Here is a 13,652-nt window from a genome sequence, read left to right as displayed (position 1 = left end):
CTCAGCGCTCGGGCTTCCAGGTGATCTTGCCGCCCGTGAAATCCTGGGCTTTGCCGCCCTGGTAGTCGTACTCGTCGCTGGTGGGATAGCCGTAGCGGCCGTTTTCGCCGCCCGCGCGGATCCAGTCGGCCTGGATGCTGCCCCACACCGCGTGCGCGCCGGTCTTCGACGTCCAGTAGATGGCGCCGGTCGGGAACATGGTGAACTGGCCGTCGCCCTTGCCCGCCGCGGACACGTCGGTGAGCGGGAAGCCCAGCGGGCTCGACTCCCAGCCCAGCGCCGCCCACTTGTCGCGGATCGGGCCGCTGATCTGGTGGGCGCCGGTGCCGACGGACCAGTAGATCGAGCCCTTCTGGAAGTGGTTGAAGCGACCGCCGCCCGACGGGGTGGACTCCTCGCGGGTGGTCGGGTAGCCGAGCTTGCCCGACTCGTTGCCCGTCTCGGCGAACTTGTCCCGGATCTGACCCGAGACGGTGTTGGCGTTGGTGTCGGGATGCCAGTAGATGGCCGCGTTGTTGGCGAAGGTCTGGTACTTGCCGCCGGCTGCCGCGTCGGCTTCCGGGGAGGTGGGCTCGCCCAGCGCCGGGCCGCCCGCCTGGTCGTATTCGGTCTCGATCGCGCCGCCCACCTCGAATCCGCCGATCATCCTGGCCTGCGCGGTGCCTGCCATCGCCGCGGGCAGCGCGGCCACGACGGTCACGGCTGCCAGCGCGGTCAGGCCGCGTGATCGAAGGGTTCGACGGTGCAAAGTCACAGGAAACTCCCTGGTCGGATCGGTATTCAACGATGTCCGGCGCTCGGGACCCCCTCCGGTGCCGCACCCGAACCTACCCGTTCGGCGGCGGTGGCAACAGTGGCCTTGCTCACCGGGGATGGTGCGGAGGTCCCGGCAGCATGACCTCGAGACCGCGGGCGAAATCGTCCGGTTCGACGTCGGCGAGCAGGAGGTGCTGCAGGATGAAGCCGGGCAGCAGCCCGATGAGCGTTTTGGCGATCGCATCGGAATCGGTGCCCGGTGGCAGCCAGCCGGACTCGCACAATCGGTCCGCGTACTCGAACCACAACGCGCGCATCGACGCGATGGCCGCGCGTACCGGGACGGCCGCCTCGTCCGAGACCAGCGCGAGCGCCCACGCCTGTGGGGCGAGCCGCAGCGGTCCCTCTGGCCCACTGCGTTTGACGATCTCGGTGGTCAGCAGTCGGATGACCTCTGCCGGGGGAGGCACGGTCTCGGTGCGGATGATCTCGGCGAGCCGCTCGCGCAGCGGCCCCATTGTGCGTTGCACGAGCGCGGCGATGATCTCGTTCTTGCTGGTGAAGTACCGGTAGACCGCGCCCGCCGACATCTGCGACTCCGCGAATACGTCTTGCATCGAGGTCTCGTGGAAGCCCTTCCTGGCGAAGCACAGCTGCGCGGCGTCGAGGATCTGCTGCCTGCGGCGTTCCAGGTGTTCTTCGCTGACTCTGGGCATGGGTCAAAAGTAAAACGAATGTCCGTTCTTGACAAGCGAGGTGGGCGGTGTCACGGTAGGAACATCAAAAAGAACGAACATTCGCTTTAAATGGGAGAAATCGCATGACGATCACCCGCCGAGCAGTAGCTCTCGGCCTCGCGGCCACCGCGATCCAGGCCCTGATGCTCATCGCTTTCGCCTGGCCCGCCGTCAATATCGGCCCGCGTGATCTGCCGATCGCCGTCGCGGGTCCTGGCTCCGTCCAGGTCGCCCAGCAACTGCGGCAGCGCGATCCCGAGGCCTTCGAGATCATCACCGTCGCCGACGCGCAGCAGGCGCGAAACGCGATGGCCGACAACGAGATCTACGGCGCTGTCGTCACCGGCAACGGTGCACCGCAGGTCCTGGTCGCCTCCGCCGCCTCGCCCGCCGTCGCCCAGCAGCTCACCGCCGTGGCACAACAACTCAGCGGTATCCCCGTCGCTCCGGTCGAGGACGTGATCGCCGTCGATCCCGACGACCAGCGCGGCGCGGGCTTCGGCTCGATGGTCCTGCCGCTGGTCATGTCCGGTATGGCAGCGGGCATCCTGCTCACCCTGCTGGTCCCCGCCTACGGGTCCCGGCTCGCCGGCCTGGCCGCCTTCGGTATCGCGGGCGGGCTCCTGAGCACCCTGATCTTCCACACCTGGCTCTCGATCCTGCCCGGCTCCTACCTCGAACTGGCCGCCATCGCGGGCCTGGCCTCCTTTACCGTCGCCGCCGTCATCGTCGGCCTGGCCGCCGCGATCGGCCGCCCCGGCATCGGCCTGGGCGCCCTCACCATGCTGCTGGTGGGCAACCCGTTCTCCGCCGCTACCTCGGCCCCCGAACTCCTGCCCCAGCCCTGGGGCACCATCGGCCAGTTGCTCCCCCCGGGCGCCGCCGCCGCCCTGCTCCGCTCGGTCGCCTACTTCGACGGTGCCGGCGCCCTCGCCCCCCTCACCGTCCTACTCGCCTGGGCCGCGGGCGGAGTCGCCCTCCTCGGCCTCGGTGCCCTCCGCTCCCGCCAGCTGACCACGCCGACCGCATCCCCCGAACCGGTGGCAGTACCCGCCTGACCCGCCCCGCGAAAACGCTCCGCACGACCAACTCTCGTGCGGAGCGTTTTGGCTCTGACGTCGAACGGAGCCTGTGGCTGCGGAGATTCGGCAGCTACTCCGTGTTCAGCTCGGCGATTTCCGTCAGTTCGTAGGATGTGCTTCGGCCGCTCGAGTCCGAGCGTCGCAAGGCGCCGAGCTCGATGAGTTCGTTGATGTCGCGGAGGGCGGAGGCCTGGGACGTTTTGGTGATGATCGCCCATTTGCGGGTTGTCAGGTTTCCGTTGAAACCGTCCAGGATTCGGTTGAGCATTTCGGTCTGACGGGAGTTCATCGCCGTGGTGTGCCACCGGCGCCAGAAGCGGGCTTTCACGAGCGCTGCGTCGATGGTTCGGTCGGCGTTGTTGATGGACTGGAGTAGCGCATCGAGGAACCAGAGCAGCCAGGCGGTGACATCGAGGTCGCCGCGTTGGGTGCTTTCGAGGATGGCGTAATAGTTTTTGCGGTCGCGCTGGATCTGGGCGGACAGGCTGTAGAACCGGCGAGGGCTGTGTTCGGAACGGGCCAAGGCGAGATCGCCTATCGCGCGTGCGATTCTGCCGTTTCCGTCATCGAAGGGATGAATCGTCACGAACCATAGGTGTGCCAGGCCGGCTTTCAGCACCGCGGGTTCGGGGGTTTCCGCGTCGAGCCACATCAGGAAGCGGTGCATGTCGTCGTCGAGGCGGGAGGCGGGTGGGGCTTCGAAGTGGACTCGCTGCCGACCGTATGGTCCGGAGATCACCTCTATCGGTCCGGTCTCATCGGTTCGCCAGCCGCCCACCCGGATTCGTGAGATGCCGGAGTAGCCCGTGGGAAAGAGTCCAGCGTGCCAGCCGAACAGGCGCTCCGCCGTCACCGGTTGGTCGTGACGGCGGGTGGCGTCGAGGACCATATCGACGACACCGTCGACCCGGCGGTCGGTGGGCGTTGTCGCGCCGATATCGACACCGAGCCTGCGAGCGATGGACGACCGGACCGACGCCGCATCGAGTAACTCGCCTTCGATGGCGCTCGACTGCACGACGTCAGTGGTCAGCGCTTCCAACCCCGCGCGTTCCTGTGTGGCGTCGTCGGCGTGGGTGAGTCGACCGTGCAGGCGCCCCTGGGCGAGCGCGACCTCTGCCGTCGGTTTGGCGAGCAGAACCGCGTCGTAGGTGAAGCGAGGCCAGTTCGTCGCCTCCCAGATGTACCCACGGTTCGTCATGCAGCGATATTACCGCCTATTCGCTGCATAATTTGAAGCGAATAGGCGGGTAATCGCTGCATCTTGCGCTGTGCGGTTACCCGGTGCGGTAGTCGTCGGTGCCGAATTCTTGGTGGTAGCGCTGGGCTCGGGTGAGCATGCGGTAGATGCCGGCGATCATGCGGTCGGTGGGGAGGGGTTCGGCGACGATGGGGTCGCCGGTTTTCACGTAGTAGCGGCCGTCGGGGTAGTCCATCCACCAGAAGGTGCGGGCGGGGGTGGGGCGCGAGTCGAGGGCGGGGCCGGACAGGGCCGAGATCTCGCCGAAGGCTCGGCGGGGGCGGTGGAACATGCGGTTGAGTTGGTCGGCCGAGCTGAGGCGGCCCGCGCGGTATTCGAAGTGGTCTTCTTCGACGGACAGCTGGTCTCGGCGGACCTCGACCGGCGCCTTCTTACCAGGCTTCGTGCGGGGGAGGGCCGCGACCGTCAGGGCTGCCACCTGGCTGGGGGTGCAGTAGGTGAGGGTGACGTCGGCGCCGGTGTCCTCCGCGGCGCCCGGCGCCTGTTGCAGGGTGGCGCCGACCGTGCCGCGGATCGCGCCGTGGAAGCGGATGATGTTCGCGTTGTCCTGTCCCACATAGCCTTTGGATTCGACCCTGGCATCGGGGTCGAGCAGAACGGCGAGGGCGCGTTCCACCGCCGGGTCGTATTTGCGGAGGAGGGCGTCCACCGCGGCTTCCCGGTGCTGCTTCAGCTCGTCGAATTCGGCGATGTCGGTGCGGTATTGGAGCGGATAGGGGAGGCGGTCACGGCCGTAGCCGGACCACAGGATCTCGAATTCGATGCCGGTGAATTCAGCGCGGTGCACTGTCGTCGTCTCCGCCGATCACCGGGGGCACGGTCCTGATCTGGTCCGCGCCGAGCAGGAGGTCACCGTTCTCCTGGGTGATCAGGTAGTCGGGGATGTCCTTGGTTCGTTCGTCGTCGGAGGTGCCGCGACGTGTGCCCGGCGCGCCCATGCCGCCCACGCCCGCTGCGCCGCGACCGGTGGCGGAGGTGGTTCCCGCGCGGGTTCCGGTTGCTGCCGCGGCAGCGGGGGACGGGGCGCCGGGGGTGCTTCGGCCGGGAGTGGCGCTGGTCGGGGTGCCGCTGCCGCGTGGGGTGCCAGATCCGCCGGGCCCGCTGCCGGTGGGTCTGCCGGAGCCGGGAGCGCCGGTGCCCGGGGCGCCGACACCGGGTGTGCCGACGCCTGGCGTAGTTGCACCAGCGTTGGTCGGCGCGGTGGTGTTCGGAGCTGTTGTGGTGGGGGTGGTGGATTGCGGTGTGGTGGTGGCGCTCTGGGGTGTGGTCGAGCCCGCATCTGTCGAAGAGGTTGTGGTGGAAGGCGGTTCGGTAGCGGCATCCTCGGGTGTCGCGCTGTCGCCGTTCGTTCCCGCCGCCGGGTCTTCGGTTTCGCTGCCAGCTGCGGTCGAACCATCTCGACTGTCCACGGCATTCGTCTCGCTGTTGCTGCCCGGTCCACCGTCGTCGGCGATGGTCGGCGCGGTCGGCAAGAAGGGAACGCCGTTGTCGGTTTGGCCGGCGACCTGGCTGTACACGGAGCGCAAGATCCGCCTGCCCTCCTGGGTGGCTTCGTCGCGGTTGTGATCGTCGACCTTCATCACACCGTCGGCGGGCAACGACTTGCCGGTGACGTTGGTGCGCTCGGTGAGGCCGGGCATCAACGCTTGGGTCTGCTCGATCCCGGTGCGCATCTCGGTCAGTTTGAGGCTGATCGCGGTCGCGGCCTGAGAGAGTGGAATCGATTGCTGCGCATAGTTGTTCACGGCCGCGACGGCGGCGGAAGCTGCCGCGCCCGTCCATCCGCCGTGGCCGCCCGCGCCGGTGACGGTGCGGGCGAACTGCTGGTTGAACCCGGTGAAGGTGCCCATCAGCGCGCCACCGATATTCGCCCACGCGGTGACCGCGTCATCGACCAGCTGTGGTTTCATCGCCGCGACCGCCGCCTGCATCTGCTCGAGCGTCATGCTGTCGTAGTTGTCAGGGGTGGTGATGTGCGGGGGTTGGATGTCACCGCCGAAGATCGTGGCGTAGTTGCCGGCGAGCTGGCGGTCGTAGATCTTGGCCCGCTCGGTATTCCACTGCTCCTGAGCTGCGATCACCTTGCTCTTGTAGTCCTCGTAGGTCACAGGTGTTCTCCTGTCGCGGAGATCTCGGCACCGGTCGCTTCGTCCTGGGCGACGAAGTTCGCAATCGCCTTGGCCACAACCTCTTTCGCGGTCTGCACGGCCTCGATGTGCTGTCTGAGAACTGTATCCAACGCGCGATCGCCGCCGGACGCGGTCTGTGCGAACTTGTTCTCGAGGACCGCGCTCGAGTCGAATGAGCCGAAGCCCGAGATGCGAGTCACTCGCTCGACCGACAAGAACACCTCCTCCAACCGGCTGATGTGGTCGTCGCACACGCGGTCGAGGTCTCGGCCGATTTCTGGGTCGAGTGCCAACTCGCCCGCGTTAGCCTGGTTCAGCAGCTGGTTCCACTGATTCGGATCGATTCCGAGCACCATGTCGCCACCTGGTCAGTTCGCTGGGAGGTACTGGACCAGTGCTTCGCTGAGTCGAGTCGCCTCGGCGCACGGCTCGGGAGGGTTCTTCGCCGAGACCCGGTTCTGCAAATGGAAGTCGACTGACCCATTGGGAACCTCAACGCTGACGTAGCAAGCAAGATCGTTCGCTGAGCCGACCGGACGGAACTGAAGTGCGTTGTGCGCCCCGACCTTCATGTCGGCAAACCCGGTGTATTCGCTCGTCCGCTGTCGGGACTCGGCCAGTGTGTGCTCGGACGACATGAGCGCAAGGCTGTACTGATTCGCGGGGTCCTTCCAGGCGCAGACCTTCCATCCGGTGAAGTCCACCCCCGCAACATCTTTCGACTTGCTCCCGGGATTCAGGCCGGCTCCGCCGACAGCCGAATCCGGCAACGAACACGGATCCCACACCTTCGCCTCGGCATCCACCGAAGTAGGACTCGCCGCCACACTCACACCGCTCGTCTGCGGAGTAGCCGTTCCCTGCTCCCCCTCACCGCACCCCACGACAGCCAACCCCGCCACCGCGACAACGCCGAACACCCTCGCCGCCGCACCTCGAACTGCCATGTCTTCGTCCCTCCCACAGAACCGGTGCCCGTTCATGACGTCCCCGCTCCGAAGATCGTAGTCACGCTGATACGCATCGCGAAAGGTCACGCCTACTCCGTCGCGCAAGGTGAGGACGCGGTCATCGAGAACCGCACCTCGTTCCTCGGCCCAACGGAGGTATCCCGGAACGATGCGACGGTGTAGCCGGTCGAGTCGCGGTAGAGCCGGTTCACCGGGTCGTTGTCGGGCCGCTGGCTCGGTACGAGGGTGAAGCCGCGTGTGGTCATCGCTTCGAGATTCGCCATCGCTCGGTCGATGAACTCCTGGGGCGGGTTCACTTCCTCCATCGTGTACCGGGGCCGCCACGGCGGACCCTCGGACATCAGAGAGTTCGGGTTCGTTCGGCAGCCCGTGCCCGGCAAGGTCAGATTCGCGATCTCGACGGGGCCCTTCTGCGGCCAGATGAGCTCGAAATTGCGCTCGACAATCGCGCCTGCCTCGGCGACGGTCAGCCCCGTGGTGTCTTTGATCCGCTCGTTGGTCGGACCTTCGTGGATGAAACCACTGCATCCCGTGACGCCCGCAGTGATCATCAGGATGCAGGCCACGATCGTTGTTTTCGTCATTTGATGTCGATCGTTCGGCCGGGCTCGGCATTGTCGGTGATGCGGGGGTCGGCGTACGGGTCGAGGTCGGGATTGCCGAGGGCTGCCGCGATGCGAGCGGCAGCAGCTGCCTTCGCTGCGTCGAACCCCTCCTTGCCGCCGTCGCCGTTGTCTCCCAAACCGATGTCGACGTACGGTGTTTCGATTCCTCGTTCGACATACGCGGTCGCGGTCGATCCTTCGATAACGCCGACGATGTTCTGAAACGCTGTCGATCTCGGGTCGTCCCAGTACTTCCCGTGCCCGTCGGTACCGAAGACGACCTCGGTGGGGTGGTTTCGGGAGGTGTCGCTGTAGAAGCCGGTATCGAGTCGTGTTACGCCGGGTACCTCGTCGGGATCACCGCCCAATTCGGCGGACGCGTGGGGGTTTCCGGGAATCGTGAATGCGCCCGGAATGCTGAGTCCGCCTTCGGGATACGACTGCACGACACCGATCAGGTCGCCGGGTGCCGTCATCGAATACCGCTGGACACTCGGGTTCGGGTTGTTCCAGCCCGTGTCGAAAACGCCGGTGCCCGCCGAAGAAGCGTGCAGGATGCGGTCAGCGCGCAGACCCAACTGCTCGGCCGAGCCGACGATCGAGCCGCCGTAGGAATGTCCCACATAGGAAACCGGCGTCCCCGGCGCGGTCGCACCGACTTCCCGGTCGATTTCGCAGCCGAAGTCGACAAGCCGAGGCGCCATGTCCGCGGCGAATTTCGGGCTCGGCGCCCCGTCGGAAAGGCTGGTCAGACTCTGCGGGAAGTCGCCCTCCATGTACAGGAAAATCGGGCCGCCCGTCTGATCGGCGAGATTCCACGCGGCCACGTGATTCGACCCGGAGCCGTTGAGATTCGTACTGGTGCCGGGCACATACACCCCCACACCGGGCGCGCCCGACTTCATCTCGCCGACCATCTCGATCATCCGCCCGTTGCCCTCGGTGCTGAACATGACGAACTTGCGGTCGACCATGCCCAGCTGCGGTGTCGCTGTTTCGCCGGTCGCGGCGGCGGTGGTGTCGAGCGTGCACGCACCTTCGGGATTCGGGATGGGCGCGAGCATCGCTTCCAGCTGCTTCACCCGCGATTCGTCTCGATTCGGCTTGGCCTTCTCCGACGTCAGCGCGTTGCGGACATTGATCTCGTTGGCCTCGATCCGCATCACGAACGGCACGCCGTTCAGATTGCCCAGCTTCTCCGGCGCCGCGATCACCAGCTGACGTTGCGCTTCGGGACTCAACCCGGCCAGGAAGGTCGCCCGATCGTCCGGCGACATCGACGCCAGCTGGATCGCGACCACGTCCGGATCCCGCATCGAACCGTCGGCGAGGGTGATGTCGGGCTGCCCGTCGCGCATCGCCCCGAGGTCGCCCATCGATTCCCGTAGCCTGGCGCCGAACAGGTTGTCGAGGCGTTCGAGCTCGTCCAGCCCACTGAGCAGGTTGAGCTGGAAAACTCCCGCGGCGCCCTCCTCTTCCGGATCGGAGTGGGTCACCCGGCCGTCGGGCGCGACCACGAAACCTTGCCCGACGGCGAGGTTCTTCTGTTCCAGCACATAGGTTTTGGCGTGTTTCAGGCCCTGGTAGGCGTCTTCGGCGTCGTCGGCCACACGGAGCAGCACGGTGCGCACCTCGTAGCCGTGATCGACTTCCTCATCGATGCGCCGCGAGGCCGCGTCTTTGGTCTGTCCGTACCAGCTACCCGCGGCCGAGATCGCGCGCGAGCAGTCGTCGACCGAGGTCGAGAGGATGTCGGCGTTGGCGCGGGCGGCTTCCCCGGCGCGGTGCAGGCCCTCGAGATTCCAGGTGTCGAGTTGGGGGATGGTCGGCCGCATCAGCGGGTACCGAGCTTTCCGATTTCGCCCGCGGTCTCGGCGTCTCTTGCCTGGATGTCGGCGGAGAACTTGTCGACGAGGTCGGCCAGCGTCGTGTACCGGGTCGCGATCGAGTCCATGGCCTGCGAAGCCGGGTCGGACAGCCCGCGTACGGCGGCGAGCACGTCATTGCCGTCGCCGGTCGCCTCGCTCGCGGCCGTCCAGCTCAGCGCGTCGACTTCGGCCGCCTCCCGACGCCAGGTCGTCGCCATCGTCGTCAACTGATCGGGCTCGACGCCCAGGGTCCCGCTCACGATGTCCCCTCCTTCGCTGCCGAGAGGACTGCGCGCCCGTGCGGGCCGGTCCCTTCGTGAAGGTTGGACGGGGCTCGCGAAGCGAAGGTTCCATCATGTGATGTGAGTCACACGGATGCGGGTTCGTCTCTCGCCGCATCGGTTCGGCTGCGCACGCACTCGCGGCAGGTGCCGAAGATCTCGAGTGTGTGGCTCACCTCGGTGAAGCCGTGTTCGCTCGCGATGGTCTCGGCCCATGCCTCGACCGTCGGGCCCTCGACCTCGACGGTGCGCCCGCACTGGCGGCACACCAGGTGGTGATGGTGGCCGCTCGAGCACTGGCGGTAGACAGATTCGCCGGTGTCGGTGCGCAGCACGTCGACCATGCCCGCGTCGGCCAGGGACTGCAGAGTCCGGTAGACGGTGGTCAGGCCGATGCCCTCGCCGCGTTTGCGCAGCTCGTCGTGCAATTCCTGCGCCGAGCGGAACTCGTCGATATTGTCGAGCAGGGCCGAGATGGCACTGCGCTGGCGGGTGCTGCGGACCCCGACCTGCTTCGCGGAGGTGTTGTCTGCCAACGGATTACCCTTCCTCGGCATGGGCGACGGCATCGACCACGATATGCGCCAGATGGTCGTCGACGAGTTCGTAGAGCACCTCGCGGCCCGAGCGTTCGCCGTGCACCACGCCCGCCGATTTGAGAATGCGCAGATGCTGGCTGACCAGCGGCTGGGTGACGCCGAGCGCGTCGACCAGCTCGTGCACGCAGCGCGGCGACTCACGCAACTGCAGCACGATGGCGATGCGTACCGGCGCGGCCAGTGCCCGCAGCAGCTCGCCCGCGTCCTCCAGGACCGTGCGCGACGGCACGGCGGCGGGGGCGGGGGAGTGGTACGGGTTGTGCGGGTGCGCGGGCGCGGCCTCGGTGGTCATCAACCAACTCCTTAATGGAAACAGATTCCATTTTGATATGCATAATTGCGCATGTCAAATGACGCGCCGCGCGGACACCTCGGCTGCTGCAAACCCACTGGACGCGTCCCGATACGCTGGACCCACTTACGTACGGTAGGCCGCATCGAACACCGGTACGGCATGCCGAACAATTCCGACTCGCAGTGGATGGAGAAATCTCGCGTGGCACCCAAGTCGAAGGTGGACACCGTTGCCAACCTCGCCAAGCGCCGGGGTCTGGTCTACCCGTGCGGTGAGATCTACGGAGGCACCAAGTCGGCGTGGGACTACGGTCCGCTCGGCGTCGAGCTGAAGGACAACATCAAGCGGCAGTGGTGGCGGACCATGGTCACCAGCCGCGACGATGTCGTCGGTCTCGACTCCTCGGTGATCCTGCCGCGCCAGGTCTGGGAGGCCTCGGGCCACGTGGCCACCTTCTCCGATCCGCTGGTCGAGTCGCTGCACACGCACAAGCGTTACCGCGCCGACCATCTCATCGAGGCCTACGAGGCCAAGCACGGCCACCCGCCCGCCAACGGCCTGGCCGACATCAACGATCCCGACACCGGCCAGCCCGGCAAGTGGACCGAACCGCGTAACTTCTCCGGCCTGCTCAAGACCTTCCTCGGCCCGGTCGACGACGAAGAGGGCATGCACTATCTGCGTCCCGAGACGGCGCAGGGCATCTTCGTCAACTTCAAGAACGTCCAGGAGACCGCGCGCAAGAAGCCGCCGTTCGGCATCGCCCAGATCGGCAAGAGCTTCCGCAACGAGATCACGCCGGGCAACTTCATCTTCCGCACGCGTGAGTTCGAGCAGATGGAGATGGAGTTCTTCGTCAAGCCGGGCGAGGACGTGGAGTGGCACAAGTACTGGATCGACACCCGCCTGTCCTGGTACACCGACCTCGGCATCGACCCGGAGAACCTGCGCCTGTTCGAGCACCCCAAGGAAAAGCTGTCGCACTACTCGGCCGGCACCACCGACATCGAGTACCGCTTCCGCTTCCAGGGCAGCGAATGGGGCGAGCTCGAGGGCATCGCCAACCGCACCGACTACGACCTCAAGACGCACTCGGAGCACTCGAACGTCGACCTGAGCTACCGCGATCAGGCCAGCGGTGAGCGCTACACGCCGTACGTCATCGAGCCGGCCGCCGGTCTGACCCGTTCGCTGATGGCCTTCCTGGTCGACGCCTACACCGTCGACCAGGTGCCCACCGCGAAGGGCACGACCGAAGAGCGGATCAGCCTGCGTCTGGATCCTCGCCTCGCGCCGGTCAAGGCCGCGGTGCTGCCGCTCTCGCGCAACGCCGACCTGACCCCGAAGGCCAAGGACCTCGCCGCCCAGCTGCGCCGCAACTGGAACGTCGACTTCGACGACGCGGGTGCCATCGGCCGTCGTTACCGTCGTCAGGACGAGATCGGTACCCCGTTCTGCATCACGGTCGACTTCGACACCATCGACGACCACGCGGTGACGATCCGCGAGCGCGACTCGATGGCCCAGGAGCGCATCGCCCTGGACAAGGTCGAGTCCTACCTGGCAGCACGACTGATCGGCGCCTGATCCGTCAGGTCGACGGAGCCCGCACCGCTAGCTCGGTGCGGGCTCTTTCACGTCCGCGCACTGGGCGGTTGATCACACTGCGTAGCTGACGGTTTGCGTTGGGTGGGCGCTTGCCTCACGATCTTCGTTGTGCTGTGGGAACCGGAAGACGTGGTGCGGGCGCTCGACCCGTCGGAACAACGATTCGTGCGGCACGCGACCTTCACCGGACGGTCGGTCACGGTGCTCGGGGAACTGGACGCGGCCGGGCTCGGCGCGGCCTTCGCGGCATTGCAGCGGCGGTTTCCGATTCTGGTGTGCCGGATCGTCGAGGATGCCGACGAGAACGGAATCCTGTTGCGTCCGGGGGATATCGAGGCCGTCGGCGCGTGGGTGAGTTTCGGCGATCCCGACGAGGTGCGGATTCCGGCCGAGTCCATGGATCCCGGGGCCCAATTGGCCTATCTGGATGTGGTTCTCGCCGAAGAGGATCGGGCTCGGGTCACGTTGTTCGTGCACCACAGCGTGGCCGACGCGGGGCATTGTGTCGAACTGTTCGCGCGGCTGTGGGGCTTCTACACCGACTATGTGGAGACCGGGAAGATCGCGGACACGGCAACGGTGGTCGCCGAGTCGGAGACCGCGGCCGGTGCGACGCGGGAGTATCCGGCGTCGCTCGAGGTGCTGCTGGCGCAGCGGGGGATCCGGCGTGGACGGCGGTCGGGACTCGAGACGGTAGCGCGTCCGCTCGTCGTCACAGATTCGGTGAGTGGGATCGAGCGGGCGGAGGCCGCACCGGCCACGTTGGCCCGGCCCGCGCGGATTCAGCTGGATACCGTCGCGACCGCACGAGTGCTCGAGCTCGCTCGCGCGCATGCGGTGAGCGTCAACGGGTTGGTCACCGCCGCGGTGTTGCGGGCATACGGCGATCTCTCGGGCGCGGACCACGTCTCGTGTATGTATCCGGTCGACCTGCGCAGGCGCCTCGACCCTGCGGTCGCCGCGGAAGCCGGCACCAACCTGTCCGGCCTGGCCGCGTTCGCCACCGATGCCGCCGACACCGCGGACCTCGTCGTGCTCGCTCGCCGGATCGGCACCAGCCTGCACAACGACCTGGCCGACGGGGTGATCGAACAGTCCGTTCTGCACTTCCCCGACTTCTTCGGTCCCGATCGAATCCACTCCACCGCAGGGCACATCGCGCTCACCAACACCGGGACGGTGCCCCCGTTCCGCGCCCCCGCCGGGCTGATTCTCGACGACTACGAGATCGTCTACCTCTCCGCACACCCCCGCCCGTCGACGGGGGCGTCCGCGGCGGTCACCTTCCTCGTCTACACCTATCTCGGTCGACTGACCATCGGCCGACTGGGCGGCGGCCCACTCGCCGCCCACCTGCTGGATGCCGTCGCCGCGGAATTGTCCTGGTCATCCGCGGATCAGGAAGCCGCGACCGCCTGAATCCGACAGCACGGCCCGGCTCCGCAGAGCGGCACCCCGCC

General features: G+C 66.8%; 15 protein-coding genes. 3 read left to right on the top strand and 12 right to left on the bottom strand.

Going from position 1 to position 13,652, the window contains the following annotated elements:
- Position 1: 1 nt before the first annotated feature.
- Positions 2-754 carry an LGFP repeat-containing protein gene (locus ACWGCN_RS20890; RefSeq protein WP_387447773.1) on the bottom strand — a complete coding sequence of 251 codons (753 nt, stop codon included), beginning with the start codon at positions 752-754 and terminating at the stop codon, positions 2-4.
- Positions 755-863: 109 nt separating this feature from the next.
- A complete protein-coding gene (locus ACWGCN_RS20885; RefSeq protein ID WP_452458243.1) occupies positions 864-1,472 on the bottom strand; it encodes a TetR/AcrR family transcriptional regulator in 609 nt (202 codons plus the stop codon).
- Positions 1,473-1,576: 104 nt separating this feature from the next.
- Here ACWGCN_RS20885 and ACWGCN_RS20880 point away from each other — a divergent pair, with 104 nt between their 5' ends.
- On the top strand, positions 1,577-2,551 hold the full coding sequence (locus ACWGCN_RS20880; RefSeq protein WP_452458244.1) for a hypothetical protein: 975 nt from the start codon (positions 1,577-1,579) through the stop codon (positions 2,549-2,551).
- A gap of 94 nt (positions 2,552-2,645) precedes the next feature.
- Here ACWGCN_RS20880 and ACWGCN_RS20875 read toward each other — a convergent pair whose 3' ends face one another.
- The 10 genes from ACWGCN_RS20875 to ACWGCN_RS20830 form a co-directional block, all read right to left on the bottom strand.
- Entirely contained in the window at positions 2,646-3,776 is a 1,131-nt protein-coding gene (locus ACWGCN_RS20875) for a Fic family protein (protein ID WP_452458245.1), read from the bottom strand.
- A 76-nt stretch (positions 3,777-3,852) separates the two neighbouring features.
- Positions 3,853-4,623, bottom strand: coding sequence for an ESX secretion-associated protein EspG (locus tag ACWGCN_RS20870; protein WP_452452499.1), 771 nt, complete (start codon positions 4,621-4,623; stop codon positions 3,853-3,855).
- Positions 4,610-5,944 (bottom strand): hypothetical protein, encoded by a 1,335-nt coding sequence (locus tag ACWGCN_RS20865; protein ID WP_452458246.1) that lies wholly within the window; start codon positions 5,942-5,944, stop codon positions 4,610-4,612. The genes ACWGCN_RS20870 and ACWGCN_RS20865 overlap by 14 nt, the downstream gene beginning before the upstream one ends.
- Complete coding sequence (locus tag ACWGCN_RS20860; protein ID WP_452458247.1) at positions 5,941-6,321, bottom strand: hypothetical protein; 381 nt, start codon at positions 6,319-6,321, stop codon at positions 5,941-5,943. Before ACWGCN_RS20860 ends, ACWGCN_RS20865 begins: the two co-directional genes overlap by 4 nt.
- A gap of 12 nt (positions 6,322-6,333) precedes the next feature.
- The gene (locus ACWGCN_RS20855) at positions 6,334-7,002 is read right to left on the bottom strand and encodes a DUF3558 domain-containing protein (RefSeq protein ID WP_452458248.1); all 669 of its coding nucleotides are present in this window, start codon (positions 7,000-7,002) and stop codon (positions 6,334-6,336) included.
- A gap of 2 nt (positions 7,003-7,004) precedes the next feature.
- The gene (locus ACWGCN_RS20850; protein ID WP_452458249.1) at positions 7,005-7,520 is read right to left on the bottom strand and encodes a hypothetical protein; all 516 of its coding nucleotides are present in this window, start codon (positions 7,518-7,520) and stop codon (positions 7,005-7,007) included.
- Positions 7,517-9,376: an alpha/beta hydrolase gene (locus tag ACWGCN_RS20845; protein WP_452458250.1), complete on the bottom strand. Its 1,860-nt coding sequence runs from the start codon at positions 9,374-9,376 to the stop codon at positions 7,517-7,519. Before ACWGCN_RS20845 ends, ACWGCN_RS20850 begins: the two co-directional genes overlap by 4 nt.
- Entirely contained in the window at positions 9,376-9,669 is a 294-nt protein-coding gene (locus ACWGCN_RS20840) for a hypothetical protein (RefSeq protein WP_378993902.1), read from the bottom strand. The genes ACWGCN_RS20845 and ACWGCN_RS20840 overlap by 1 nt, the downstream gene beginning before the upstream one ends.
- A 107-nt stretch (positions 9,670-9,776) precedes the next feature.
- Positions 9,777-10,247: a Fur family transcriptional regulator gene (locus ACWGCN_RS20835; protein WP_449968955.1), complete on the bottom strand. Its 471-nt coding sequence runs from the start codon at positions 10,245-10,247 to the stop codon at positions 9,777-9,779.
- Positions 10,231-10,581: an ArsR/SmtB family transcription factor gene (locus tag ACWGCN_RS20830; protein ID WP_067456316.1), complete on the bottom strand. Its 351-nt coding sequence runs from the start codon at positions 10,579-10,581 to the stop codon at positions 10,231-10,233. The genes ACWGCN_RS20835 and ACWGCN_RS20830 overlap by 17 nt, the downstream gene beginning before the upstream one ends.
- 189 nt (positions 10,582-10,770) lie before the next feature.
- Between ACWGCN_RS20830 and ACWGCN_RS20825 the strand changes: the two genes are divergently transcribed.
- Positions 10,771-12,171 carry a glycine--tRNA ligase gene (locus tag ACWGCN_RS20825; protein ID WP_378637754.1) on the top strand — a complete coding sequence of 467 codons (1,401 nt, stop codon included), beginning with the start codon at positions 10,771-10,773 and terminating at the stop codon, positions 12,169-12,171.
- Between the two features lie 129 nt (positions 12,172-12,300).
- Positions 12,301-13,611 (top strand): phthiocerol/phthiodiolone dimycocerosyl transferase family protein, encoded by a 1,311-nt coding sequence (locus ACWGCN_RS20820; protein ID WP_452458251.1) that lies wholly within the window; start codon positions 12,301-12,303, stop codon positions 13,609-13,611.
- The last annotated feature ends 41 nt before the right edge of the window (positions 13,612-13,652 follow it).

The organism is Nocardia sp. NPDC055050, from assembly GCF_053608345.1.
The sequence above is the reverse complement of the archived record's forward strand: the minus strand, read 5'-3'. Positions and strand labels throughout refer to the sequence as shown.

Excerpts from the sequence above, each read along its gene's own strand:
- ACWGCN_RS20835 (WP_449968955.1), bottom strand. The coding sequence starts at position 10,247 with ATGCCGAGGAAGGGTAATCCGTTGGCAGACAACACCTCCGCGAAGCAG.
- ACWGCN_RS20825 (WP_378637754.1), top strand. The coding sequence starts at position 10,771 with ATGGAGAAATCTCGCGTGGCACCCAAGTCGAAGGTGGACACCGTTGCC.
- ACWGCN_RS20845 (WP_452458250.1), bottom strand. The coding sequence starts at position 9,376 with ATGCGGCCGACCATCCCCCAACTCGACACCTGGAATCTCGAGGGCCTG.
- ACWGCN_RS20860 (WP_452458247.1), bottom strand. The coding sequence starts at position 6,321 with ATGGTGCTCGGAATCGATCCGAATCAGTGGAACCAGCTGCTGAACCAG.
- ACWGCN_RS20880 (WP_452458244.1), top strand. The coding sequence starts at position 1,577 with ATGACGATCACCCGCCGAGCAGTAGCTCTCGGCCTCGCGGCCACCGCG.
- ACWGCN_RS20875 (WP_452458245.1), bottom strand. The coding sequence starts at position 3,776 with ATGACGAACCGTGGGTACATCTGGGAGGCGACGAACTGGCCTCGCTTC.
- ACWGCN_RS20850 (WP_452458249.1), bottom strand. The coding sequence starts at position 7,520 with ATGACGAAAACAACGATCGTGGCCTGCATCCTGATGATCACTGCGGGC.
- ACWGCN_RS20885 (WP_452458243.1), bottom strand. The coding sequence starts at position 1,472 with ATGCCCAGAGTCAGCGAAGAACACCTGGAACGCCGCAGGCAGCAGATC.
- ACWGCN_RS20830 (WP_067456316.1), bottom strand. The coding sequence starts at position 10,581 with ATGACCACCGAGGCCGCGCCCGCGCACCCGCACAACCCGTACCACTCC.